This is a genomic window from Psychrobacter glacincola (genome assembly GCF_904846075.1).
GTDB classification, from domain to species: domain Bacteria; phylum Pseudomonadota; class Gammaproteobacteria; order Pseudomonadales; family Moraxellaceae; genus Psychrobacter; species Psychrobacter glacincola_C.
Genome location: NZ_CAJGZH010000002.1, coordinates 854,373 through 881,176, shown reverse-complemented (window position 1 = coordinate 881,176; position 26,804 = coordinate 854,373). Strand labels below are relative to the sequence as shown.

The following is a 26,804-nucleotide window of genomic DNA, read 5'->3' as shown; positions in this document are numbered from 1 at the left end:
AAGCAGATTAGCAGCGATTCATAATCAGTTTTACACTTTGCGCCTGTATTGACAACAAAAAAGACTGGCAATAGCCAGTCTTTTGTATATCAAACGAGATGTGTATTATGCTGGTTTTTGTGGCTGTTTTAAATCTAAGCCAACGGTGCATTGCTGCAAATCTTTTTGCATTTTTTTGACGTAAGGCAGTCCAGACGGATCTTTTTTGTCTTGGGCATAGCTCTCAATTTCCCACATCTGACCGATGGTCATGTTGCTACGCACGCCAATAGTGCAATTGCATAGTTTGGTCGCATCGCCTTTGTCAGCGACTTTATATTTGACCGCACCATTAACGCAGGTATTGATGTTATTTTGCTTAATATCGGCAGCGTTTGCTTGTGGCATCACAAAAATGGCAGCTAAAGCTAGGGGTAATAATGGCAACAACTTCATAAATATCCTCTTACGGGTAGCATCAATTTTCTAAATTTTGTACTCAAAGTAAAGCAAAAGTACTCATAGTTCGTTGACTAATGTGGTTACTTATATCTTGTGATAAATGCAATCGCTCATACCATAACAAGTATGTGAGTTAAAATACAACGGCGGCGTGCTGTGTTAATGCAAGCGAATGTTTCGCTAATGTTGATTGCTATCACGCTTTCATGCAAGTGCAATCTCATCATTCATTAAGATTGATAATGGGTTGGGTCAGTGATGCCCGCCTGAGCAAACCCTTGACGGCGTAGGGCACAGCTGTCACATACACCGCAAGCAAGACCTTGTGCATCGGCTTGGTAGCAAGATATGGTTTGCCCATAATCGACGCCCAATGACAATCCAAGCTCAATGGTTTTTGCTTTTGACAGTTGCTGTAAGGGCGTTTGAATGGATAAGTGATGACCGGTAACGCCCGCTTTGGTGGCAAGATTGGCCATATGCTCGAAGGCGGCAATATACTCTGGACGACAGTCAGGGTAGCCTGAGTAATCGACTGAGCTGACGCCAATGACGATATGATTGGCATCGGTCACTTCAGCAACGGCTAGCGCATAAGACAAAAATATCGTATTACGCGCAGGCACATAGGTGTTGGGAATAGCGTCGTTATCGATCTCATCACGCTTTTTATTGGGGAACTTATCCGTATCGCCATCAGGAACAATCATACTGTGATCTGTCAGCGAAGAGCCACCAAGCTGAGCGATATCAATATCAATGATTCTATGATTGACCTCGGCAGTCTCAGCGATGGCTTTTGCCGCGACCAGCTCACTATTGTGGCGTTGACCATAATTAAAACTGACCGCAGTCACCGACGCATAACGTGCCTTGGCCCAATACAAACAAGTCACCGAATCAAGCCCGCCTGACAGCAGCACAACGGCATTTTGGCTTTTATGCAGAGCATTTAAGTCAGTATCGAAGGCTTGATTATTAGAGGTACTTTGCGAAGTAACATTAGTCATAGTGGTATCTATTATTGGTTTGCGAAATGGGTTTGCGAAAAACGCCTATTTTAGCAAAAATACGCTCATTACAGAACCACGAAGCCATTATAAATACGATATGAAACCTTAATCAGCTCAAAAGAGAAATTTGTTTATAAAAGTGTGGAGCTATTAGCAGTGCTATGGTCGCATGTTCAGCATGCCTTAAGCTAAGCCATAAAAAAGACTGAATATTTAATCTGATAGTTTAATCTCATCTTTTCAATCTGTTAGCAAATTTTGTTATAATCGCTGCTTTTAGAGCCACTGTGCTATTATTTTCTTGCTAAAGGCTTTATTCTTCCATTTTTTAGCAAAATTCCCTTGTAAAGATATTGAGTAACTTATGACCGCAGCAACCTTGTTTACGCCACAAATTACGCCTGAAATCGATGATATGTCAGCTGATAAAGGTTTGGATAATCATGCTTGGGACACTGATGGTGATAGTATGGAATATGAGGATGTTGCTGCCGATCATCCAAATGAAGACAGTATCGCTGCTGCACCGTCAACGTCTACTGAATCAGCAGAGTTCCGTAAACTACAAAAGAAGCTGCGTAGACAAGTCTCTTGGGCGATTCGTGATTTTAATATGATCGAAGACGGCGATGTAGTCATGGTCTGTGTTTCAGGTGGTAAAGACAGCTATACCTTGCTGGATATTTTACTATTACTCAAGCGTATCGCCCCGATTAACTTTGATGTCGTCGCGGTCAATCTCGATCAAAAGCAGCCCGGTTACCCTGAAGATATTTTGCCAGCGTATTTGAACGAGCAGGGCATTGCTCACTATATTTTAGAAAAAGACACTTATAGTATCGTTAAGAGCGTGGTGCCAGAAGGCAAAACTTATTGCTCGGCGTGTTCACGTCTGCGCCGCGGCTCGTTATACGGTTTTGCTAAGCAGATTGGCGCAACCAAAATTGCGCTGGGTCATCATCGCGATGATATGTTGGCGACTTTCTTTTTGAATTTATTTCATGGCGGCACTCTTAAATCGATGCCACCGAAATTGCTCAGTGATGACAAGCAAAACCTACTTATTCGCCCATTGGCTTATGTCGAAGAAAAAGACATCATCGAATATGCTCGCTTAAAAGAATTTCCAATTATTCCGTGCAATTTATGTGGCAGCCAAACCAACTTACAAAGAGCCATTATCAACGATATGTTGCGGGAATGGGATAATGCTCATCCGCAGCGTTTGGCCTCTATTTTTAAAGCCATGCAAAACGTCGCACCGTCGCAACTAGCAGACCGTGAGCTATTCGATTTTGAGCAGTTAAGTCTTGATCGTGATGATAATGAGCGTTTGTTTGAAGGGGATAACATCCAAGCTGGGCAGACCGAGAGCTTGGCTGAAATTGGCTTACCTGTATCGCCAAAAACTCAAGCGTTCAATCCGAAGTTCGATAGTAAGCTGCTTTCGACAGAGTCTGATAATTCAGCAGAAAACAAGCATACGAATCAGAAGATTCCAACAATAAATCCTGTTATTTAACGATTCGCTTATTCGATATTGTTAAATGACATTTATAAAAAATAGCATAAACCGTTAGTATAAAAAACCAGCTCATTATTGATAAATGGCTGGTTTTTTTATGTGTTAATAAATCAATTATTAATCATGCTTATAATAGCAAGATTGGTAAAATCAACTTTCTGCAAAAACAGGTAATGGGTCAAAGCTAACTTTTGAACGTGGTAATTTCGCCACATCTTGCATACGCCAGTCATCTTTACCATCACTACTTACTTGTAGATAATATTTTGCTTTTAAAGGATCTATATCTACCTGCGCACTGTATTTATTGCCCTCGACATGTTGCAGTACGACATCGTGATCTTTTTTGATATCGGTTGCATGCGAGATAGACAGATCTAGTTTTTCAGGATAAGCCAGAGGACTACCATTCAGCAGTTTACCTGATTGCAGACTCTGTTCAGGATAATTTAGATAGAATACAACATCACCATTATCTGCAAACTGCATTTCGCCGTGCAAATCTAAGTCATAAGTCAGTTTGTCACGTGACACATCATGATAAAGCGTCTTACCATCCATATACCAGTCGTCACGTACCACGCTATCCCGAATTTGATAAGAGTAATAAACAAAAAAGATACAGGCCACTACGACAAATGCTGGCATGCCAATAACAAAAATAACCACCATGTAATTCTTATACCATGGCTGAGTATCTTGATGCTTAAAATTTGATGCTGGAGTAGACATAAAATACCTATTAATCAGATATCTGTTTATCAGATATCTATAAACTGTATCAATGGATAAGCTGACAGCGAAACAGCTGCCAGTTTAATGATAAATCGTCCACCTGCTAGCCACTGACTCACAGGTGAAATATAGAATTATATACTAGGGCGTGTCTTCAATCTGAAAGAAAGCACCTAAATAGATTAAAAATGGTTAAATTTTGCCAAACAGCTGGTTAATATGCCGATATTATCTGCACTATTGCCCTAGTTTGGCTGCCATTTATTGCATTTCTATTACCACTTTTAAAATGAGGACCCGCCCTCGCTAAGCTATTAATTGCTTATAAAAATCTACTGCCCTTGAGTAGTAAATACGTTTTGTTTACTGACTTTATACTGACCATCTTCACTGGTCACATTTAGGGTCACTGATGTTTGTTCAAAATCGATAACCTTAGGATCGCCATAAATACTCACAGGCATATCAAAGCTTTCACCTGCTTCTAATGGTACATCATTGAATCGCAGCGCCAAGCTCAAACCTTCTTGTGGAGCAAGGGTTATTGTATAGGTATGCGGCTCTTGTGTTTTATTAGTCAGCTTGACGATATAGCTGTTTTCAATCATGCCTTGATTATTCACTGAGGACAACTGGTTACGGTCACGGCGAATATCAATCTCTAAGGGTACACGGTCCGTCAACGCATAAATAACGCCACCACATAAAATAGTAATAACGGCTAAATAAGCAAATAGACGTGGACTGATGACGCGGGTATTTTCTTTTTCTGACAACTGTCGTTCTGTTGTATAACGAATGAGTCCACGTGGATACCCGACTTTATCCATAATTTCATTACAAGCGTCAACACAAGCCGCGCACTGTATGCAAGCGACTTGCAAGCCATCTCGAATATCGATACCAGTCGGACATACCTGCACGCACATGGTGCATTCAATACAGTCGCCTAAATGTTCAGGATGCGTGCCTTTTTTGCGTGCCCCGCGAGGCTCACCGCGCTCATAATCATAAGATACGACCAAGGTATCTTTATCAAACATGACGCTTTGAAAACGACCGTATGGGCAGATTTGGATACACATCTGCTCACGCATATAACCTGCATTGACGTAGGTAGCAAAGGTAAAAATAAACATCGACACCCATACCCATGTTGGCCAATCAGGAATAGGGATAAAACCAATGGTTTGCCAGCTTTGATATAAGTAATCTGTTCCAGCGACATAACTGACAAAGGTTGCCGCGGTAATCACTGAAAATATCAACCAAATAAAATATACCAAAGAACGTTTAAAGGCTTTTTTGGCGCTCATCGGTTCTTTGTCAAACTTGATACGCTTGTTGCGATCGCCAATCACCCATTTTTCAACATATTGATAAAGATGTGTCCAAATCGTCTGAGGGCAGGCATAACCACACCATACACGCCCCGCATACACAGTCACCATGAATAAAGTGAATGCGGCAATAATCGCAAAGGCGGCAATGAAGTAAAAATCTTGGGTCAAAAAAGTCATGCCAAAAATATAGTAATGCTGCGAGGGAACATCAAGCCATATTGCTTGCCTACCATTATAACGTAACCATGGCAACAGCAGAAAAGCGGCTAAAAGCGCATACATCGTGACGACACGAATGTTTTGATAAAAACCGGTGACAAACCTAGGGTGAACTCGATGCTTGGTTGCATCAAGGTCAATTTGCTGTACAGGGATTTTATTGGGTTGTGGTGCTGACATAAACGTGCCTCTTTTAAAAAAGAATCAGTTTGCTGGCATGATGAACAAACATCTTTAATCATCAGATGTATGAGTGTGTGATGTTATCAATGTCAGTAAGTAGCGGATAAAATTTTGAACAGAAAAATATTTTAACCCATCTACCAAATGATCGATTGCAAATAGCTTAATGAGAATGGATGACTATCTTCTAAATTCGCCACTAATCAGTGGTTTTTAGATACTGTCATTTTAGCATTCTCCCTATTATAAATGGGGTAATAATCTTAAAAACCAATCAATATATCAGCATAATGATCGATATATTGATCGTGCTATATGCAGTATTAAACCGTATTTCATTTACCACTCAAATTTTGATAATGCGGCAGCAGTTTATAAACTCTCATCAAAGAATTTATAAAAAAAGGAGAACTGCAATAACAGTTCTCCCTTTGTCAAATCTTATCCACTGATGCTATGACAACCATCTTTAAATATTAGTTAGCCGTCGTTTCTACAGTGGTTGCTACTTGAGTAGCGGTTGGTACTTTAGCAGCAGGTTGAGGGGTTTTATCTGATAATGAGTAAACATAAGCTGCAAGCAGCATAATACGCTCATTACCCAGTTTGGTTTCCCACTCAGGCATCACACCAGCACGACCATAACGTAAGGTTTCGCGGATGGTCTCACGATCACCACCATATAACCAAATGTTATCTGTCAAGTTTGGCGCGCCAGTAGAAGTCATACCTTTGGCATCTGCACCATGACAAAGTACACAGTTAGTCGGCTCATTAAAGATTGCCTCACCTTGAGCGACTTGAGCTTTATCAAGCTCGTAACCAGGTTGGTTGCCAGATATTGACAGCACGTATTCAGATACCGCACGTACCCCATCTTCACCGATTTGATCACGCCATGCAGCCATACCACCAACTCGACCTTTATGTAGCGTGGTCAAAATGTTTGACGCTTCTCCGCCATATAACCAGTCATTGTCAGTTAGATTTGGATAGCCTACCGCGCCTTTGGCGTTAGAGCCATGACAGACCGCACAGTTCTGTAAGAACAAACGACTACCAACTTTTAAAGCATTCGGGTTTTCTGAAAGCTTTTCTACATAAGGGGATAGTTCTGCAGTTTTCTCATCAATTTGAGCTTGCAGATCTGCTGGTGGTGTTTCACTGCGGCGCATCGTTGCCTGTAACTCAGCAAGTGCCGCTAAGGTCTCTGTCGCACCACTAGCATCCGCTTTTGCTAAAATGTTTTTCTCAAAGTTATCCGTAAATACTTTGTTATTACTCTCAAGCTCGCTATATAGCTCGTTCTTAGAGGTCCACGGTACAATTTCGCCATCGACTTCTACAGTGGCAATACCTTCCCATTTTGATGGGAAAATACCTGGGAAAAATACCCAATAGGCAACACCCCAAGCGATAGAGCCAAAAAATATTACGAGCCACCATTTAGGTAATGGCTTGTCGTACTCTTTGATACCATCATAAGCGTGGCCTGTCGTACCGTCATCTTCTAGTTCTGGCTTGTACTTCAATACCATTAGTAAGACACCGAGGATAGCAGCCCAACACATGATACTTAGTATGGTAATCCAAGAACTCCAAAAAAATGTCATCGTTTATCCTTATTGCGCTGCTCTTCAGACAGAGATTTTATATCCTCGTCATCAAGCGCAAGTTGTGCATCTTCTTCGAAGCGTTTTTTGTTTTTTGGCGAATACGCCCACCATGCAACACCTACGAAGGCAACAAAGGCAGAAACGGTCGCAATTGTTTGTAATTCACCAATACCCATTAGCGCTGTCCTTCCATCGCGGTGCCCAGTTGCTGTAGATAAGCAACCAAAGCATCAAGTTCAGTGGCACCAAGTACAGCATCTGGTGCTCCTTCGATATCCTCTTCAGTGTAAGGTACACCAAAGCGATCACGGAATAGACGCATTTTAGTTTGAACGTTTTCACCATTCACTTCGTTGGTAGCAAGCCACGGGAAGCCAGGCATTACTGATTCAGGTACTAGTGAACGTGGCGCAATCAAATGCTGCTTTTGCCAGTCTTCAGAATAACGACCGCCAACACGTGCTAGATCAGGTCCAGTACGTTTTGAACCCCAAAGAAAAGGGTGATCCCACGTAGATTCAGCAGCACGTGAGTAAGGTCCATAACGTTCAACTTCAGCACGTAGTGGACGAATCATCTGAGTATGACATACGTGACAACCTTCACGAATATAGATGTCACGACCCTCAAATTCTAGTGCAGTCCATGGCTCCATAGAGGGCAGGGGAGCATTCACCCCACCTTCTTCAGGACCCTTGTTGTCATATATCAATGGTACGATTTCAACTAGCGTTGCAAAGCTAATAGCAATAACGATACCGATAACCAACAAGCCTGTATTTTTTTCAATAATTTCATGCGGTGTACCAGACATGATCGCTCCTTATACGTTAGCTGCTGAAGGTTTATCAACACTAGGTTCATGATCAGTAGGATCTGCGATATTGACAGGCTTACCTTCTGGCATTTTAAGTGTTTTATAAACGTTATATGCCATCACAAACATACCCGATACATACAATAGGCCACCAAAAGCACGACCAATATATGGGAAATGTGAGAACTCAACTGTATCAACGAAGCTATATACCAATGTACCGTCTGGATTAGTAGCCAGCCACATCATGCCTTGGCCAATACCTGAAATCCACATAGATACGATATAGAAAATAGTACCCGCTGTCGCTAACCAAAAATGAGTGGTGATTAAGCTGATAGAATACATCTTAGGTTTGTTATAGATACGTGGTAACAGTACATATAGCGAACCAATGGTAATCATACCTACCCAACCAAGTGCACCTGAGTGTACGTGACCGACTGTCCAATCCGTGTTATGCGATAACGCATTCACTGTCTTAATTGACATCATTGGACCTTCAAAGGTCGACATCGCATAGAACGACAACGCAACAATCATAAAGCGAATGATCGGATCGGTACGTAACTTATCCCAACTACCTGATAGTGTTAGCACGCCGTTAATCATACCACCCCAAGATGGCGCAAACAGGATGATTGAGAATACCATTGCTAGAGACTGCGTCCAATCTGGAAGCGCTGAATAATGCAAATGGTGACCACCAGCCCACATATATGACGCAATAAGTGCCCAAAAGTGAACGATAGACAAACGGTAAGAATAAATAGGACGACCAATCTGTACTGGAACGAAGTAATACATCATTCCTAAGAAAGCTGCCGTTAGATAAAAACCTACCGCGTTATGTCCGTACCACCACTGCACCATCGCATCAGTCGCACCGCCAAATAACGAGTAAGACTTAAATGCGCTAACAGGAATCGCCATGCTGTTTACGATATGCAGTAATGCAATCGTAATAATAAAGGCTGCAAAGAACCAGTTAGCCACATAAATATGTGAGGTTTTACGTTTGATGAGCGTACCGAAGAAAACAATGGCATAAGAGATCCATACCAAGGCAATCAAAATATCGATTGGCCACTCAAGCTCAGCGTATTCCTTGGTCGATGTTAAACCTAAAGGTAGGGTAATAACCGCTGATACGATAACGGCTTGCCAACCCCAAAAGGTAAACCAAGCTAAATAAGGCGCAAATAACCTTGTCTTACAGGTACGCTGAACAATATAGTAAGACGTTGCGAACAGGGCAGAGCCACCGAACGCAAAAATGACCGCATTGGTATGTAGCGGTCTTAAACGACTAAATGTCAGCCATGGAATGTCAAAGTTAAGTGATGGCCATGCTAACTGTGAAGCAATGAACACACCAATACTCATGCCGACGATGCCCCATACCACGGCCATTATCGTAAAGAATCTTACGATAGTAATTTCGTACTCACGGTCAACTGGGGCGACTGCTGTGTTTTGTAAACTCATTGGATGATTCCTTTACAGCCCGAATTATCAACAGAATTAACTAACTCTCCGCGCTATCTGCATCATAAAAGTAATAGTCAGATAAAAATAGAATCGCGGCACATGCTGTTTTTTGGCTCGCTTATCACCATAATATTATTAATTATCAATCTAAGCTTTCGCTTTATATCAGCTGGTATTGAGGCATAAAGGCGTTTTAAACGCACGACACTCACAGCTGGTCGATAGTAGGATTGTTAATAAATCATTAAGGTGAATAAGAAGGTGCGCCGTTTTTGAGCATCAAACATCTAAAGAGGTGAAGTATTTATCTTAATTATTACCAAAAATGCTGTACTAATGAAGATAGATACCAATATCCATAGGGCCATAAAAAGGTACTGACCATAGACGTATGCTAGCGGCGGCTGACAAAAAAACATGATTGCGTAATGTTTAGTTAAAACTCCCGACTCTGTTTAAGGGTATTGTAACGCAATCCTAATCAAATATCATCAGAACTATGCGGCAAAATACAAACTCTTTGGTAAAAATCTTAGCAAGCAACTTATTATAGCTATGCAATTTGTCTATTTTATACCCAATTTTATCACGATTCTAGGAATACATTTTGGTGATAGATGGACAGTAATTACTGCGCTTAGATATCATGACCAGCAGCATTTTTGTAACAATGGCCGCATGAGCACTCTAAATAAGTTTTACTTATCAGCAAGTCGACCCTTATAATGAGGCTAAATATAAGTGATGATAGCAGTTTTCATACTGCTATTATGAGCAACTATTTTATCACTTGATATCCAGTCAGGCGAGTGAGCCAAACAACGGTAGCCTGAAATAACATCAATTAAGGACAATAATATGGCAGTTTTTTTGACAGATGAGTGGTTTGAGCAAGTTGAGCAAATGGGTAATGAGGCAGGCGAGCTAAATTTGCCGCCAGCACTGGCGAATATGATCGTCAATCTAAAAGTATCTGACACTGAGCAAGACATCGAAGCGAACTTTGCAAACGGTTTATTGCATCGCGGCTTGAACGATGCCGCGACAACTACCTTGTTGCTTGACCGCAGTATCTTGCAATCAATTATCACTGATTTCGATACCAATGAAATTATGGGTGCCTTTATGGGTGGTAAAATTCGCGTTGAAGGCGATATGTCACAACTGATGGCAGTACAAACGGCACGCCCAAGTGCTGAACAAAAAGAGCTATATACTCGTATCAAATCAATGACGACCATGGCTTAATTTCATATTTTCAGGGTTTTATCCCGACGATTGTAAGAAGACAAAAAGCCCCTAATGCTTATTAGGGGCTTTTTATTTGATGATACATTTAATGGTCATTATTAAAAGTAGCGGATGACTCGTAAAGTAGTTAACTGGCTTTTGATTGCTGCGCCGCACTTTGCTGGTTTTCTTTATAGATGGCAGCTTGTAGCCAGACGTTCGCTTGTACGTAGTCATGCACTTTAATAGAAGCCGTCTCTGGCGTGTTGAGCGCACCGATACGAATCACGAAAGGATCGGCATCTTGTTCGCGTAGTATCACGACATCAAACAGAATAATGGATTTATCATTAAATGTTGTTTCTTGCTTGCCGAGCACCTGACCTTGGCACCATGCTTCATCTTCTTGTCCCAAAGTATCACCAAATAGATAGGCACACATATGACCTAAGTTGATCTCAACTGGCGCCATTTGCGCTTTGGTCTCTGGTTTCCATTCTTTGATTTGCTCTTGCAGATCATCGGGTATTTTTCCATCATTGGCGGCAACGATGTCGTTAAATGCACGGTGGTAGCGGATCGCTTCTTGATCTTCAACCATGATGACTTCGTTTTGCTCACTTAGCTTAATCTCATGTGCCCAAGCGCTAAAGTTCACAAAGTAAGACGTGTCTCGCTGATATAAATGGCGATTGGTGGTGTAGAGCTGGTCAAAGGCGTAAATAATACTGCCATCAGCGGTACGCAAGCGTAATACAGCATCGTGTGAATTGTCATTGGCAATGATGCGCTCAATCTTACAATTGAGTCCATACGGGCTATCGACACAAGGATAAGCATTGATAAAGCATTCAGGCTTGCCATTTTTCATGGCTAATACTTGATTGATATGACAAGGCTGATTTTCAGACAGCAATAGGCAGCTGTCTTGAGCGCTGACATTGCTATTGAGGCCTTTAGGCATGGCCGCCTTTTCGATCATTTTTTGTAGCCATTCTGGCACGTCATGACTCATGTCATCGGTCAGAATACTCCAATGATCGGCGTGACCTGCAGATTGCTCATCAGTCATGGTGATTTTGGTGGGAGATTGGACGTTTTTATATTGATAATTAATGGTCATGAAGATACTCAAAATTAGTCAGCGTGAGGTTTGGACCTGAAACGGCTATTGCTGGCTATCATAAGGCTCTATTTAACACGATAGATTTATGATAGTTGGCAACGTTGTCATCAGTAAAGGGTCAACAAACAACAATGAAATGAATGGTTAATGACAATTGTCCTTAGCATACAATATATAGGTATTGACGCAAGTAATAGCAAGCCCCTCATAAAAAATAGTAACAAAAGCCAGTTTTTTATTAAAAAATACGCCCAGTTTTTGCTAATGACTGGCACATATCAGCCAAATTGTGTCAAACTAGCTCCCTTTTGACGGCTGTCTTTGGCTCGTCTGAAACCCTGTTTTTGTGTTCGATTTATATGTGACTATGGCAAGTGCAGGTGTGAGATGCATTTGCTGTTGCTCGTTTTATAGTATATATAAAGTCGCACGTAGATAAGATAAAGAGTTTGAATATGTTTCGTCCTTTAGCGTTGTTTATCGGCTTACGATACACCCGAGCAGAGCGTAGTAATGGTTTTATCTCCTTTATCTCGCTTATCTCGATGATTGGTTTGACTCTTGGGGTTGCCGTATTGATCACGGTGCTATCAGTCATGAATGGTTTTGATCGGGAGTTAAAAACCCGTATTTTGGGTATGGTCCCGCAAGCAACGGTCGTTTCCACCGAAATTATCAGTGATTGGAAGCAATTGGCTGATAAAATTAAAGAAGATCCTGAAGTGGCAGCTGTAGCGCCCTTTATTCAACTGCAAGGGATGTTGACGTCAAACGGTCAGGTTGCAGGGATTATGGTCACTGGTGTCGATCCTGAATACGAAAAAGATGTCTCTATTATCAATGAACATATGGTTCAAGGCAGTATTGATACTTTACAAAGTGGTGAGTTCAATATTGTGCTGGGTGAAGAGATGGTACAGTCTCTAGGTCTGCAACTGGGTGATAAAGTGACGCTAGTGCTGCCAGAGGCATCGCCTTCACCAGCTGGCGTGATACCACGATTTAAGCGCTTTACCTTGACAGGTATTTTTACCATCAGTCCAGAAGTGGATAGCCTCATGGCATTTATCCCGATGGGTGATGCGGCAAAACTGTTGCGTCTGCCAGATGGCGCGCAGGGTGTGCGTATGAAGCTCAATGACATCTTTACCGCTCCGATGGCAGCAGAAAAAGCCGCCGCTATTGCCCCTCAGCAATTGTATCCTAATGATTGGACACAAACGCATGGCAACCTATTTGGTGCGATTCAAATGGAAAAAGCCATGGTCGGCTTGCTGCTATTTTTAATTATCTTAGTAGCAGCTTTTAATATTGTCTCCAGCCTAGTGATGCTCGTTACCGACAAAAAAGCGGATATTGCGATTCTAAAAACTTTTGGTGCATCTCCTCGTTTGATTACCCAAGTGTTTATGGTGCAAGGCGTGGTCATCGGTGTGATTGGTACGATTGCTGGCACGATACTGGGCGTGATATTTGCGCTTACAGTGAGTGATATTTTAGGCTTTATTAATCAAGTCTTTAATTTGAACTTGTTTGATGCGTATTTTGTTAATTATTTACCATCAGAGTTGCGTGTACTAGATGTGGTATTGATTACAGGTGCGTCTTTCGTACTGAGCTTTTTGGCAACTATTTATCCAGCACGCCGAGCGGCTAAGATTCAGCCAGCACAGACGTTGCGTTATGAATAAATGATTTTATATGCCGCTTAAGTTTTTATATACAGTTTAAGTTATTAACAATGCTTGTTAGTTAAAATTAATTTTAATGCAAGTTTAGGCTGATAAATTGTTTGTAGCGCTGAATAAAGCATCAATACCAGTATAAATAGAATAAAGGAAAAGCCATGTCTGCCATTTTAGAGGCGAAAAATATCAACAAGATATATGATGAAGGGGCGGTTAGTACGCAAGTACTGACTGGCTTGGGTTTGACCGTCCATGCTGGCGAGCGCATCGCCATCGTTGGCACCAGTGGTTCAGGCAAGAGCACTTTGCTACACTTGCTTGGTGGTCTTGATACGCCAACCAGCGGCGAGGTCTGGCTACATGGTCAATTGTTAAATAGTATGAATGAAACTGAGCGCGGTGCCATGCGTAACAAGCATTTGGGATTTATTTATCAGTTTCATCATTTGTTAGCCGAATTTACTGCCATTGAAAACGTTGCAATGCCGTTATTGATGCGACCAGAGGTCTCAACGACTTCAGCAAGAGAGCAAGCAATTGCGATACTAGAAAGTGTCGGACTTGAGCATCGTCTGGCGCATAGACCTGGTGAGCTATCGGGGGGCGAGCGCCAGCGTGTGGCTATTGCCCGTGCTTTGGTTACGAAGCCGTCGCTTATTTTGGCAGATGAGCCAACTGGTAATTTGGACTATGACAATGCGCAAAGCGTGTTTGGATTATTATCAGAGCTGCAAAATACCATGCAAACCGCACTATTAATGGTGACACATGATCGCAATCTCGCGGCGTTGGCGGATCGTCAGTTATTGCTACGCAACGGTCATTGGGAGCAGTATTAACTGTTTTTTAACGCTGCATTTTTTAACGCTTTATTTTTAATAGCGTAAATGGTTATTGTTATTAAGTAGTAGGGTGTGTCCTGATTTAAGTCAATTGATATCTACATGGGCTAAAATTTGTCAAACGTTGTTGAACTGAACCGCTGATTAATATCACTATGATCTGTGTTGTTTCTCTTGTTTAACGGCAATTTGTCTTGCTTTTATCATCATTATTAAATGAGGATATATTCTAGAACGACAAGATTATGTTCAACAGACACTAAGTTTTTAATAAAAATAAACGCAAAATGGGGCTGCAAAATGCCGCCAATTTATTGAAGAAGGACTGTTATTATGGATAGAGATGACGACCCAATCGCTGCTTTTGGCAGTGCCGAAGAAGGCAATGAACCTTTAAAACCCTATATGGATGTGACGTTATTCGAGACAATTGATAAACAGGCACAAATAGATCTATTAACACCCGTTTTTGATGCCATTACTTTGGCTGGCGTTGATTATGATCTAAAAGCTCAAGACAGTGCAACGGGCAAACGCTATACATTGCTTAAAGATGAAAAAGTGGTTGAAGTTTTCGTGATGAACACTAGCCTTACGGACAACATCCTTGCGGCCATAGAAAAGAATAAAGAAGCAGAGTGACTGGTATCAACAAAGAAAATGGCTTTTTTTTAAGTCATAGCCAGCTTAAGGTGATATCGAGACATAGCATAGAATAATCGAGGATAGATGGTAATCTAGATTGCTGGCGTTAGCGAATGGTTAGCTAAAAGGTGGTTCGCTACGTTATGGTTACCATGACTTGAGAACAGCAGCATATATTAGATTTTAGGCGGTTTATCAGAAGGTTCTTGCTGACGTTTTTGCCAGCTCACGACAGTTTTGTAGCGCCAGACCGCCTTAAATGCCAGTCCACAAACGATGCTGGTCACAATCGCTAATATCGTCAAGCCTATGCAAAAAGCAGCAATCGATACCGTGCCGCGATAGGTAATGAATGGATTTGCACCATCTGACAGTGCCCATAAGCTAAAATCAGCAATCATCCTGCCGATAAGCCGCAGACTAATCATCGGTACGTCAAGGATTTTGGCACCGATATAATAGCCTGCATAAAAGATGGGCAAGCTCGTGAGTGGATTGGTAATCCAAGTCAAACCGAGTGCCATGGGAACATTGGCACGGAAAATTAATGAGCCAACTAGAGCCAGTAGCATCTGCCCTGGCAATGGGAAAAATGCACTAAGCACACCAATATAGACTGCTTTATTTAAGCTATGTCGATTAAAGTGCCATAATCGTGGATCAGCCAAATGCGGTGCGAACAGTTTTAAGGTGCGACTTTCTAAGATTTTCTCTGGCGTAGGAAGCAGGTCTTTCAGACGTTTTTGGGGCACAGGATCGCCTTTTGTAATCGTTAGCTACAGTCCGCTCAATCGCATTGATGGTCTGCTATAAAGTAATATTATTCATAAAGTGTACGGCTGAGAATATATAGGATAATGATATCAGATTATTATCATCGCAATATGTCAGTCAGTATAGGGTAATAGTTATATAAATGCTATTGCATGACGTATCAGTTGTTGTTGCTGGTTTAAGTATCAATCTGTGTTTTGGTGTTTTGGTGTTTTGGTGTTTTGGTGTTTCGGTACATTTTCGTCATATTAAGTGGCTATTTATCATAACAAATGGCTTTATTTAGGCAAAAACTAATATTCACCTCATCAAGCGAGGAGCGCTGGTGTACTGGTTGATTGGTAGCTTGATTATTATCGCCATGATGGGCGTTTTGGCAGTCGCAGATAGTATGGCGATACCCACTGGTTCATCATTAATGGATATATTGAATACTCCTATCTTATCTTTGTCGCTCATTATTTTTGCTATTATACTGATTGTTATTGCCCAGTTTAATGTACCTTTTGCAAAACCCAGCCATTTATCGCAACATAATGCTGGTCTCTCTTCACGTAATCCTTCATATAATACTTCACATAAATCTAAACTCTTCTTTCGTATTTCGAATCATGTTTTAGTTGCTGTATTGGCAATTGGATTAATCATTGGAAGTGCGCTGCAAGCCCTGATTAGCCATCAACAAACAGAATTAACAGAAATCACTGAGCCAATGCGTGTGCAAGCATTAGTCACCATCGAAGGGATAAGTGACAGCGTTTATGACGTCGCCACGGACAGTGGCTATCGACAAGTTGCTGTCATTAGTGATATATCACCCTTGGTGTCGGCGTTGGCGGTTGAAGATTTAGATGCCATGACCAGTAACTTTCTAATAGATGAAAAAAATAGCCTAAGCAATAACAACCTATATAAAAATAACTCAAATAACAATAACGGCAAAAATGTCACGTACCGTGTATTGCTCAATGGTTATCCAAAAAAACCATCAAAACAATCATCCAAGAAAAATTTGGATAATAATCCGTTTGATCGCTTAAATTACTTACAACCTGGCGATCAGCTGTTTATGAGTTTAGCCCTTGCACCACTGGCGACCTCCGAGCAAGCGTTGAGCAATCCATCTGGTTTTGACAGTTATCGCTGGCTGCGAGGTCGTCATATTGATGGAGTCGCTAATATATTGACCGTTGGCACATCAAATGTCACCAATACTGAGGTATCAAAGCCAGCGTTTGCCTCTTCTTCATATCTGCAGCGTTTTCAGACTTATATCAACCAAGGACGTTGGCAATTACGCCAGCATTTTTATCAAGATTGGTCGACACAGACCACAGCAGCGCAACAGGCAAAAGCGGTCACTTTAAGTTTGCTCACAGGTGATCGCAGTTTAATCAATCGCGAGACCAAAGATCTATATCAGCTGGCTGGTATTTCACATTTGCTGGCTATCTCTGGCACTCATGTATTGTTTTTAGCGATTATGCTGGCGGGTGCGGCGGTGTTGCTTTTTGATCGGTTATGGCCAAGGATTTATCGTTATGTATCGCGTTGGCAAGTGCGCTGGTGGGTGATGATCGCTGCTGCTTTTATTTATGCGTTATTTACTGGTTTTGATGTACCTGCTGCTCGTACCGCATGGATGTTATTCGCGATAGGTTTGGTACGTTTAACATTATTGCCGGTTAGTACGATGCGGGTGTTGTTTGCCTTGGCAGTGTTGATGGCATGGCTTGATCCCTATGTATTATGGCAGGCAGGGTACTGGCTATCTTTTATCGCAGTGGCATTACTCCTTAAATATGATGATACGTCATATACGCAATCAGCTGTCATATCAAAAACGGCATCTGCTCATAGTGCCAGTGTAGTAGAGACTGCGTTCAAGCGTGTTTGGATAATAGTCAAACGTGTATTCAAATTACAATTTTGGCTATTTATTACTTTATTACCTATTACATTGTTATTATTTGGCAAGGCGTCGCTGTGGGGTCTTGTCATCAATCTGTTTGCTATCGGCTTATTTGGTTGGGTGATTGTGCCGCTTAATCTATTGGCAGGGCTTTGCTATCTTTTATCACCTGCTATTGCTGATAGTATTTGGCTGCTCGTTAGCACCATTGTCGCGAAATTGCATGAACTGATAACGTGGTTAACTTCATTACCAGCATTGTCAGAAGCGTGGCTTTATACCCCTGTGAATGTCGCCATATTGCTGATGGTACTACTAAGTATGTTGCCATGGCTACTACCACGAGGATTTATCAGTCGTTGGCTGGCACTGCCGCCGCTAACCTTATTAATGATGACGGTATATGCCAATCAGCAATCACTAACGACGATACCGACCTTGTATATCTTACCAACGGGTGATCCCTATATAAGCGCTGCTTTGTTGCAGTATCCTGTTACCAATAATAAGCAGTCATCCACAACAGATACGCATAAGAAAAACATCAGCTGGCTATTTTTATCTGACCACAGACCCAATGCCGCACGAACGATGCCAAGTAATCTAACGGCGAATAAGCTGTCGATGACATTGGCGCAGCAGCTGGGTAGCTTGTCAGTTGATACACTAGAGGGTATGGTTGTGCAGAGTAGTAGTGCTGGATTGACGGATACGCTTGCTACTGATAAGAAGTATTTAGCTTCTAATGCTAATGCTTCTGAGCTGTTACCTTTGACGGTTTTTCAGCTTAATCAGCGTTTACCTATTAGTCAGTATTGGCAAGCAGGACGCTCTGATCGTTGGTCTGCATTTGAGCAAGCCTATAAAGTCACTAGCCAATCCAAGGACATGACGAATATCAGTGTGCAACGCTGTGAACAAGGCAAAACGTGGCAGTTGGGCAATGGTGATTTGTCCATACAAGCATTGACAGGGTGGAGCAAAATAGACAGTCCCAGTATTTGGGATTGTACGGTGGCTATAGATGCCAGCTTGCCCATAAGGGTATTAAAATATAATGCGGCTGATCCACTCAAATCAACACCTGCCACTGCGCAAACACTCACATCAAGTAGCCAGCCACCGACTCATCAAGCCAATATGCCTCAGGCACGTCTGATATTAAATGCAGGTACTCATCAGCGCATTTGGCAAATGTGGACATTATTATGTCCAGTTGAACCACCTGAGCAACCACGTACTTTTCGTAATGTGACATGGCTAGGACATAGCACATCACAGATAACTGCTGAGGTGATAAGTCGTCAAACAATCACTGAAATGATCACTTATGATGACAAAATGCCAGAAGCAACGTTGTTTCTCAATGCGGCAGTAGATACGACCAATATGACGCCATAAAAATATCGCTTATCTAATCAATGTTACAATATAGTGATATTTCCCAGTTATACTATTGAACCATGATTGAAATACCACCATACTTAGCAGCCTATGAATATAGATGACTGTGATCGTATTTGGAGTGACAAGCAGCTCCTTATTACTGACTGTATTTCTATCTTCTCTTTTTATTGCTTTAGACTGTTTCTGACTTAGGAAGTTATATGCCCAACTGGCCACCAGACCCTAACAAACGTCCTGACAATTCGGCAAATCAGCCAGTACCGATGTCGCCGCCAAGCCAGCCGAGTGGACAAGAATGGCGATTGCTTGAAAACACTTTATTGGCTAGTGTGGTCGAGCAACGCCGCGCCCGTCGCTGGAGTATCTTTTTTAAACTATTGACCTTTGGTTATATTTTACTGATATTTCTGACGCTTGGTCGTAGTTGCAGCAGCAGCGCGCCAACGGGTTTAGATGGTGTTGACACGAGCAAGCCGCATTTAGCTGTGGTTGAGCTACAAGGTGTCATTAGTAGTGGCGATGTGGCCAACGCTTATGGTGTCAATGAGGCATTGACCCGTGCTTTTGAAAATAGCAATTCAAAGGCGGTAGCATTGGATATCAATTCACCTGGTGGCTCACCAGTACAGTCTGATGAAATTTGGCAGACTATGATGGATTTGCGTAAAGAATATCCAGACAAAAAACTCTATGCGGTGATTGGTGATATGGGTGCTTCTGGCGCGTATTATATTGCTTCTGCGGCGGATGAGATTTATGTGAACCCATCAAGTTTGGTTGGCTCTATCGGCGTGATTATGCCAAGCTATAACATCAAAGGTTTGATGGATAAAGTCGGCGTAGAAGATCGTACGATTACTGCTGGTGAATACAAAGACATCTTAAGTTTGTCACGTCCGTTAACGGACTATGAAGAAAAACATGTCGAAAAAGTATTGGACAACACCCACAAGCATTTCATTAATGCAGTGAACGAAGGGCGCGGTGATCGTCTCAAAAATCCTGAACAAAATAAGCTGTTCTCAGGATTATTCTGGACAGGCGAGCAGTCGATTGAGCTTGGCTTAGCCGATAAGAAAGGCAGCATCGCTAGCTTAGAAAAGCAGTTAGAGCTGGATAATGTCATCAATTATAGCCCAACAGATCCGTTCCAATTATTCATGGACCGCTTTGCTGTTAAATTGGGTGCGGGCATTGGCTCTAGTGTCAGCCTTGACGTTTTACCGCAAGAAGAAGGTAATGCGCAGATGCGTTAAGCGTTTTATGTTTGAGATTTACTGTGTATGATTGTTGAGGCTGAGCGTATGATTATGCTCAGCCTTAATTGTATATGAGATTCAATGATTATAAAAAATATCCTAAATAGCGACTTAAATCGAAGAGAGCTTGTCATGAGTGATGAAATTAATTTGCCAACTTTTACTGCTTTACCTGTCTCTACAATAACCAACAAACCTGTCCTGCATTTTGCTCATGCTAATGGGATGCCAAGTGCGGTTTATCAGCCATTTTTTGAGAAGTTAGCAGAATTTTTTACCATTGAATATATTGCTATGCTGGGTGCAACGCCTGATTATCCAGTCGATGATCATTGGCGTAGTCTTACACAGCAGATTATTGATAGTGTCAAAAATACCTGTGAGAAGCATGGTGTGTCGCAAGTAGTGGCAGTGGGCCATTCGCTGGGTGCGATGTGTACCTTGCAGGCATTGTATCGTGCGCCGCAGTACTTTGCCCAAGCGGTACTCATGGATCCACCTTGGATTTATGGCAAAGTGAGCTTGCTATGGCATTTGGCAAAGACGGCGGATAGATTGCCGATGATGAATAACCGCCTGATGGATAAATTGTCACCAGCTGGCGTGTCTAAGCATCGCCGTGATGTCTGGGATAGCCGCGCAGATGCGTATGATAAGATGCGGCACAAAGGCTTTTTCAAAAACTTTGATGAACGTAGTTTTCAAGGCTATATCGAACATGGGCTACACGAACGTGCGGATGGCAAAGTGACATTGGCGATTCCGAAAGCCAGTGAGGTTGCTGTCTTTCGCACCAATCCATCTTGGTATTGGCTGGCACCAAATCATGGACCAAAGCCGCCTGTTACTTTGATTATCGGTCAAGACAGTATCTTTTTAAAACGCCGATTTCCGCAACAAATAAAGTCGCGTTTGGATATTCCTTATGAGACCCATGTCGGTGGTCATATGTTCCCACTTGAGTATCCAGAGTCGGTATCTCAGCAAGTATTATCATTGATTGAGCAGCAATTACCAACATAATCGCTGATGACTATTTATGCTCATTATTGCTTATGCTAGGGCGTGTCCTCATTTTAAAAATGGTCATAAAAATGAGATAAATTGCCGTCAAACAAGGAAAGTAGCGCAAATAATATCGAGATATCGAGATATTGATAAGCTATTTAACGATGTTTGGCAAAATTTAGCCATTTTTAACTCATTTAGAGGATAATCGATTGAATTGAGGACACGCCCTAGATGCGAACTAACAAAATATCCGTTTGAGTAATGACTTTATGCTAAAAAATGCTACTGGTTCGCACAATCTTAATACGCCGCCTAAGCGCACGCCGCTATTTTCAAGGTTGGGTGTCTTTCTACTGACTGTTGGTATGCTGATGGCATTTTTTATCAGTCAGCTGCTAGGCGTGTATATCGCTGGCAAGCTAGTCTTACCGGCTTCTAAAAATTCAACCATGGCTGATATCTTCTTTTTTGGTAGTAACGATGGCACCGTGGTCAGCCTCTCTATTATCATAGGCTGCGTGCTATTAATTGCTATTAGCCTTTTGGTGATCCGTGTAAGAGGCGGCGATAGTCGGCAGTATTTAGCGCTAAAGCCGTTCTCATTTGCGGTGGGTATGGGATTGCTTGGGCTGCTATTGATATTTATGATTGGCAGTCAGGCATTGACTTATTTGCTTGATAAATCGCCACTGCTCTTCGTCGACCCTTTATATCAGTCTGTCAGCTCAGTATGGCTGTTGATATTTGCAATGGTCATTGTCGCGCCAATCTACGAAGAGCTGATATTTCGTGGTCTATTATGGTCAGCGATCGCAGAGCAATTTACCTTGTCAACTTATTCAAGGCATCGAGGGGAAATCGTAGCAAGCGTCGTGACCAGCTTGATATTTGCGGTGATCCATGTGCAGTATGGTATTTATGAAATCAGTACCATTGTGGTACTGGCATTGATATTTTGCTACGCGCGTATCAAGTCAGACTCGCTGTTGCTGCCGATATTATTACATATCGTGAATAATGGGGCGGCGATGTGGCAATATATTGCGCAAACCGCCTAAATAAATAATGGCTATTTCGGCGTTATTATTACACTTTTATAGCTGTCATAATGATGAATTTTCTTAAGCATCAGGATTTAGTAGTAATACCTCATCCGCTGCCCGTTTGATATCGTCGATTGTTAGCTGAGGTTTACCACTTAACGCCTGTCGCCATTTGCGCGCACCCGTCAGTCCTTGAAACAATCCTAAATAATGTCTTGTCATCGTTGGCAGTGCTTCACCTTTAGCAATCTGCGCCTCCATATACGGATACAGCTGCGCTAGAATATCTGAGCGCTTAGGTGCTGGTTCGTTCCATAGGCTATTGGTTTCTGCTAATAGGTAAGGGTTGTGATAAAACGCGCGACCAATCATCACGCCATCCACATGCTGCAAATGTGTTTCGATGTCTTTAACGGTATCGATGCCGCCATTAATCTCGATATCAAGCTGTGGAAAATCTTGTTTGAGACGATAGACATCCTCATAACGTAGCGGTGGTATCTCGCGATTTTGCTTGGGGCTAAGCCCTTGTAGCCATGCAGTACGTGCATGGACAATAAAGCGTGTACAACCCGCTGCTGCCACTTTTTCTACAAAATCTACCATAAACTCATAACTGTCAAAATCATCAATACCAATACGATGCTTGACGGTTACTGGGATATCGACCGCCGCTTGCATGTGCTTAACCAAATCGGCAACCGTGTGCGGCTCTGCCATGAGGCAAGCACCAATCTTATTATGCTGTACGCGATCAGAGGGACAACCAACATTGATATTGACCTCACTATAACCATGCTGCTGCGCAAATTCAGCACATTGCGTCATCTCGCTAATATCTGCGCCGCCCAGCTGTAGTACCAGCGGATGCTCAAGCGTATCAAAGCGCAGATGCCGTGCTCGATTGCCATGTATCAGCGCGCCCGTACTGATCATCTCGGTGTATAAATAAACATGCGGATTAAAAAGCCGAGCAAAATAACGATAATCCGTCGTTGTCCAGTCGATCATGGGTGCAACGGAAAGACGTTTGTTGGTCATATCAACCATAGTGGTTAAGCCTTAATATTTTATAATATTGGTGTCTCAAATAAATGAACAAGGTGCAATGTATGAGACATACGATCGCACCTTAATTTTTAATTTCAATCGTTAAGCAGATAATAGGCAGCTACTAGCTAAATAATGTGGTCGATTTTTTTAAATTCAGGCAAATTATAAAAATAAATACCCATTATTATGCCGATAAAACCGATAAATGCAATGTAGAGCGCTGGTGAGAAACTCACATACAAAGTGGCATAACCCAGTCCAAAAGGCACAAGCACTCCAACAATACCGTAGGCGATATTATAACAAAAAGCCATTCCTGTTAGTCGTACATTGGTCGGAAATAACTGTACAAGGATGGCAGGTATCATCCCAACGATGCCAGCACAAAAGCCTAAAAGCGCATACATAATGAGGATGTAGTCACCGCTGGCTTGCAGATGGTAAAAAAAGGCAAACATCTGAGCGATTAAAAGAATAGAGCCAACCGTCAGAATCTTACCGAAGTTTTGGTGGTTGGATATTATCCCATAAAAAATACAACCAAAAACCATGAACACAATACCCAGACTGTGTGAGAATCCAAATAAATCGCTGTCTAAGGTAAAACGTAATTCAATCAAATCGGGTAGCAATAGCACAACAACGGTCGTGATGCTAGAAACAATAAGCGTGAGAACCATGCCGATAAATAGCGAATGCTTGCAATGCTTAAAGAGTAAATTGAAGGGTTTGGCAATATAATCGCTTGGTTTTGAGTTTTTCATTTCCAGAAAAAAGGGTGACTCATCTATCCATCGCCACGCCAGTAATGGTAATAAACTCAGAATAGCCGCGATGAAAAATGGCAGGCGCCAGCCGTAATTAGCCAATTGCTCAGTCGTCATAGAATTGGTTAACCAAAGAAAAAAGGCATTAGAAAACAGCACGCCTACATAAAAACTGGCGGTGACATAGCTACAAGATACTGACGAATATTGGCGCGGTACATGCTCTGCCACAAAAACCCAAGCGAGTGGCACATAAAGACCAAATGCCATGCCTTGTATCAGCCTCAAGACTATAAATAAGGTTGGTGCAATCAGCCCCCATTGCCCATAGGTCGGTAAGCATGCCATCGCCAACAAGCTGACCGCCGTCACTAATATACTGATCAATAGTATGGGTTTTCGGCCTTTGATATCACCATAACGACCAAAGATGATACCGCCAAGTGGGCGTGCCAAATAGCCAATTGCAAATAGACCAAGCCCTTGCACCTTTGTAATAGCTGGGTCGATATTAGCAGGGAAAAAAGCGGTCGCCATGATATCTGCTAGATATAAATAAATCAAAAAATCAAAAAACGCGACTGCGCTGCTAAAGCAGATAAACAGTACGGTGTTTCTGTCTTTAGAGGACATCATTGCATATTGAGAACGAGAAGGCATAATAGGTCGCGCATCCACATATAATAGTATTCGTTAAGCCGATTATTATCTGGATAACCGGCTATAATAAAAAACGACAAATCAATATGAAAAATAATGATTTGCCGAAAAAATAAAGACGTTTGAGCTAAAAGTTATTGAGCAACAAGCCTCGGAGTTAAAAGCACTTGAATGAATAGTGCTTAAATGAAAAGCACCCAAATTAAAAAGTGCTCAAACTAAAAAAATTGGGTCAAAGAATCACTCAATAGCGCTGTTATTATGTAAATATGACCAAGTTTTAGAGTGTTTTTGATGATGGCAGCTATAGCAACCAATCAATAGGTAGCCATGACATGATAGTCAGCCAGACATGATCGCTGATATCGACGCGTGGCTCTGAATCGTAAACCACTTTTTTATCGTCTTCCATAGTATGCCACTGTAGCTTACCATTATCTGATAGTTTGACTTCATAAGCTTGGTTTAGCAGGTCATCGCTCAGCGCACCATGCAATTGTTTGGCCAGCTCATCATCATTGATGATCACACCCATCTCTGTATTGATATTGGCAGAGCGAGGGTCGACATTATAGGAGCCAATGAATACTTGATAGTCATCAACGGCAAACGTTTTTGCATGTAAACTGGTTGAGGATTGACTACGAGCTTTCCAAAGCTTGTTTTCGCGTTTTTCCTCAGAGGCGGTGGATTTTAGCTCGTATATTTTGACACCAGCGCGCAGCAAGTTAGGTCGCCATTGACTATAGCCAGAATGCACAGCAGTCACGTCGGTCGCATCAAATGAGTTGGTCAAAATCTTAATCTCGATACCAGCTTCAGCCAATTGCACTAAAGTATTGACACCATCTTTGGTGGGTACAAAGTAAGAGGAGATGATGGTTAGCTTTTTGGTTGGGCTGCCTAATAAGGTACGCAATTGATGCACCAAATTGGTATCCGCTGGTACCGTTTTGGTCAGCTTGCCCACATCATCACTCAAAAACTGCATGTCTGTCCAGCGAAAAGGCACGCGTTTATTGACCAAATCACTGTCTATCGTTGACTCTTCTAGCGCTTCTTTATACACCGTCAAATGATTGTCGCTACCTTTTTCATCCTGACCGAGCTTGTCCAGTGCCGCTAGGAAATCAGGCGCTGTATTGTTGTCAGGCTTCACTAGCGTTTCGATGTCAAATGACAAAGGCGACGACCAATAGCTTGAAAAACTGTTGTCAATATCTGCGACGACTTTACCGATGAGTAAAACATCCAAATCCGCAAATTGACTATTTTGGTCATTGCTTAAATATTCATTGCCAATATTACGTCCCCCAATGATGGTAATCTGCTTATCAAAAGTCATGCTTTTATTGTGCATGCGGCGATTGATACGTGGCAGACCTGTGACGTAGTTTAATGTTTGAAACTTACGGTGCATCAGCGGATTGATGATTCGTACTGCAATATTTGGGTGACTGGAAAAACGTAATAAATGCTGATCGAAGGTGGCATCATTATTAAAATCATCTAATAATAAGCGTACAATGATGCCGCGTTCAGCCGCTTCCCACAGATCTTTCAATAGTAGCTGACCAGCTTGGTCATTATGCCAAATATAATACTGCGCATCGATATTACGTGTGGACATGTCCGTTAAGATACTACGAGAAGCAAAAGCATTGGCACCAGTTACAATGGGGTGATAGCCGGATAAATCTGGGTGAATATCATTCTGTTCACTAATCGATGCTACCAGATCAACGTCATTGGTTGCTACTGTGTCACTTTGTCCAGTTTCTTGATTGTCTTCTTGTTGATATAAATCATGTACTCGTGCTGATAATGCTTGGCTCTCAGGTAAGTGTGGCTGTTTTGGCAAAACCTGACATCCACTAAGACCTAAGGTTAGTCCGAGTGTTAGACTCAACGATAAGTTGCTTGGTTCTATACTGAACATCGACATAAATGAATTACCTTAGTGTGCCTTACATAAAGAAGTATTTGTTAAAAAGTAAGCGAGAG

Annotated in this window: 22 protein-coding genes; 9 read left to right on the top strand and 13 right to left on the bottom strand. The window is 42.0% G+C overall.

Features of this window, described 5'->3' with window-relative positions:
• Positions 1 to 105 precede the first annotated feature (105 nt).
• Entirely contained in the window at positions 106 to 435 is a 330-nt protein-coding gene (locus JMW85_RS09815; protein ID WP_045445384.1) for a hypothetical protein, read from the bottom strand.
• Between the two features lie 236 nt (positions 436 to 671).
• On the bottom strand, positions 672 to 1,388 hold the full coding sequence (gene queC / locus JMW85_RS09810; protein WP_167541684.1) for a 7-cyano-7-deazaguanine synthase QueC: 717 nt from the start codon (positions 1,386 to 1,388) through the stop codon (positions 672 to 674).
• Positions 1,389 to 1,818: 430 nt separating this feature from the next.
• On the opposite strand from queC, the gene ttcA reads away from it, so the two are divergent.
• Positions 1,819 to 2,976, top strand: coding sequence for a tRNA 2-thiocytidine(32) synthetase TtcA (ttcA, locus tag JMW85_RS09805; RefSeq protein WP_201581627.1), 1,158 nt, complete (start codon positions 1,819 to 1,821; stop codon positions 2,974 to 2,976).
• A 153-nt stretch (positions 2,977 to 3,129) separates the two neighbouring features.
• Here ttcA and JMW85_RS09800 read toward each other — a convergent pair whose 3' ends face one another.
• The 6 genes from JMW85_RS09800 to ccoN form a co-directional block, all read right to left on the bottom strand.
• Positions 3,130 to 3,711, bottom strand: a complete 582-nt coding sequence (locus JMW85_RS09800) for a FixH family protein (RefSeq protein ID WP_201581626.1) — start codon at positions 3,709 to 3,711, stop codon at positions 3,130 to 3,132.
• Between the two features lie 335 nt (positions 3,712 to 4,046).
• Positions 4,047 to 5,456 (bottom strand): cytochrome c oxidase accessory protein CcoG, encoded by a 1,410-nt coding sequence (gene ccoG, locus JMW85_RS09795; protein ID WP_201581625.1) that lies wholly within the window; start codon positions 5,454 to 5,456, stop codon positions 4,047 to 4,049.
• A 479-nt stretch (positions 5,457 to 5,935) separates the two neighbouring features.
• Positions 5,936 to 7,072: a cytochrome-c oxidase, cbb3-type subunit III gene (gene ccoP / locus JMW85_RS09790; RefSeq protein ID WP_201581624.1), complete on the bottom strand. Its 1,137-nt coding sequence runs from the start codon at positions 7,070 to 7,072 to the stop codon at positions 5,936 to 5,938.
• A complete protein-coding gene (locus JMW85_RS09785; protein ID WP_010199605.1) occupies positions 7,069 to 7,251 on the bottom strand; it encodes a CcoQ/FixQ family Cbb3-type cytochrome c oxidase assembly chaperone in 183 nt (60 codons plus the stop codon). The genes ccoP and JMW85_RS09785 overlap by 4 nt, the downstream gene beginning before the upstream one ends.
• The gene (ccoO, locus tag JMW85_RS09780) at positions 7,251 to 7,889 is read right to left on the bottom strand and encodes a cytochrome-c oxidase, cbb3-type subunit II (RefSeq protein WP_045445396.1); all 639 of its coding nucleotides are present in this window, start codon (positions 7,887 to 7,889) and stop codon (positions 7,251 to 7,253) included. Before ccoO ends, JMW85_RS09785 begins: the two co-directional genes overlap by 1 nt.
• A 9-nt stretch (positions 7,890 to 7,898) precedes the next feature.
• Positions 7,899 to 9,380, bottom strand: coding sequence for a cytochrome-c oxidase, cbb3-type subunit I (gene ccoN / locus JMW85_RS09775; protein ID WP_201581623.1), 1,482 nt, complete (start codon positions 9,378 to 9,380; stop codon positions 7,899 to 7,901).
• 861 nt (positions 9,381 to 10,241) lie between these two features.
• On the opposite strand from ccoN, the gene JMW85_RS09770 reads away from it, so the two are divergent.
• Positions 10,242 to 10,631 carry a hypothetical protein gene (locus JMW85_RS09770; protein ID WP_055123882.1) on the top strand — a complete coding sequence of 130 codons (390 nt, stop codon included), beginning with the start codon at positions 10,242 to 10,244 and terminating at the stop codon, positions 10,629 to 10,631.
• Positions 10,632 to 10,761: 130 nt separating this feature from the next.
• On the opposite strand, the gene JMW85_RS09765 is transcribed toward JMW85_RS09770, so the two are convergent.
• Positions 10,762 to 11,736 carry a hypothetical protein gene (locus tag JMW85_RS09765; protein ID WP_109589131.1) on the bottom strand — a complete coding sequence of 325 codons (975 nt, stop codon included), beginning with the start codon at positions 11,734 to 11,736 and terminating at the stop codon, positions 10,762 to 10,764.
• A gap of 458 nt (positions 11,737 to 12,194) precedes the next feature.
• On the opposite strand from JMW85_RS09765, the gene JMW85_RS09760 reads away from it, so the two are divergent.
• From JMW85_RS09760 to JMW85_RS09750, 3 genes are all read left to right on the top strand, one after another.
• Positions 12,195 to 13,430: a lipoprotein-releasing ABC transporter permease subunit gene (locus JMW85_RS09760; RefSeq protein ID WP_055123885.1), complete on the top strand. Its 1,236-nt coding sequence runs from the start codon at positions 12,195 to 12,197 to the stop codon at positions 13,428 to 13,430.
• 155 nt (positions 13,431 to 13,585) lie between these two features.
• Positions 13,586 to 14,266: a lipoprotein-releasing ABC transporter ATP-binding protein LolD gene (lolD, locus tag JMW85_RS09755; protein ID WP_201581622.1), complete on the top strand. Its 681-nt coding sequence runs from the start codon at positions 13,586 to 13,588 to the stop codon at positions 14,264 to 14,266.
• A gap of 336 nt (positions 14,267 to 14,602) precedes the next feature.
• Positions 14,603 to 14,911: a hypothetical protein gene (locus JMW85_RS09750; protein WP_201581621.1), complete on the top strand. Its 309-nt coding sequence runs from the start codon at positions 14,603 to 14,605 to the stop codon at positions 14,909 to 14,911.
• Between the two features lie 179 nt (positions 14,912 to 15,090).
• On the opposite strand, the gene JMW85_RS09745 is transcribed toward JMW85_RS09750, so the two are convergent.
• The gene (locus JMW85_RS09745) at positions 15,091 to 15,666 is read right to left on the bottom strand and encodes a DUF2062 domain-containing protein (RefSeq protein WP_045445416.1); all 576 of its coding nucleotides are present in this window, start codon (positions 15,664 to 15,666) and stop codon (positions 15,091 to 15,093) included.
• 347 nt (positions 15,667 to 16,013) lie between these two features.
• On the opposite strand from JMW85_RS09745, the gene JMW85_RS09740 reads away from it, so the two are divergent.
• The 4 genes from JMW85_RS09740 (at position 16,014) to JMW85_RS09725 (ending at position 22,335) form a co-directional block, all read left to right on the top strand.
• The gene (locus JMW85_RS09740; RefSeq protein ID WP_201581620.1) at positions 16,014 to 19,001 is read left to right on the top strand and encodes a ComEC/Rec2 family competence protein; all 2,988 of its coding nucleotides are present in this window, start codon (positions 16,014 to 16,016) and stop codon (positions 18,999 to 19,001) included.
• A 206-nt stretch (positions 19,002 to 19,207) separates the two neighbouring features.
• The gene (gene sppA / locus JMW85_RS09735; RefSeq protein ID WP_201581619.1) at positions 19,208 to 20,263 is read left to right on the top strand and encodes a signal peptide peptidase SppA; all 1,056 of its coding nucleotides are present in this window, start codon (positions 19,208 to 19,210) and stop codon (positions 20,261 to 20,263) included.
• A gap of 135 nt (positions 20,264 to 20,398) precedes the next feature.
• The gene (locus tag JMW85_RS09730) at positions 20,399 to 21,289 is read left to right on the top strand and encodes an alpha/beta hydrolase (protein ID WP_201581618.1); all 891 of its coding nucleotides are present in this window, start codon (positions 20,399 to 20,401) and stop codon (positions 21,287 to 21,289) included.
• A 257-nt stretch (positions 21,290 to 21,546) separates the two neighbouring features.
• Complete coding sequence (locus tag JMW85_RS09725; RefSeq protein WP_227681777.1) at positions 21,547 to 22,335, top strand: CPBP family intramembrane glutamic endopeptidase; 789 nt, start codon at positions 21,547 to 21,549, stop codon at positions 22,333 to 22,335.
• Positions 22,336 to 22,398: 63 nt separating this feature from the next.
• Here JMW85_RS09725 and dusA read toward each other — a convergent pair whose 3' ends face one another.
• The 3 genes from dusA to JMW85_RS09710 form a co-directional block, all read right to left on the bottom strand.
• Positions 22,399 to 23,370, bottom strand: a complete 972-nt coding sequence (gene dusA, locus JMW85_RS09720) for a tRNA dihydrouridine(20/20a) synthase DusA (protein WP_201581617.1) — start codon at positions 23,368 to 23,370, stop codon at positions 22,399 to 22,401.
• A 128-nt stretch (positions 23,371 to 23,498) separates the two neighbouring features.
• Positions 23,499 to 24,800: an MFS transporter gene (locus tag JMW85_RS09715; protein ID WP_201581616.1), complete on the bottom strand. Its 1,302-nt coding sequence runs from the start codon at positions 24,798 to 24,800 to the stop codon at positions 23,499 to 23,501.
• A gap of 304 nt (positions 24,801 to 25,104) precedes the next feature.
• Entirely contained in the window at positions 25,105 to 26,745 is a 1,641-nt protein-coding gene (locus tag JMW85_RS09710; RefSeq protein WP_060491440.1) for a phospholipase D family protein, read from the bottom strand.
• Positions 26,746 to 26,804 lie beyond the last annotated feature (59 nt).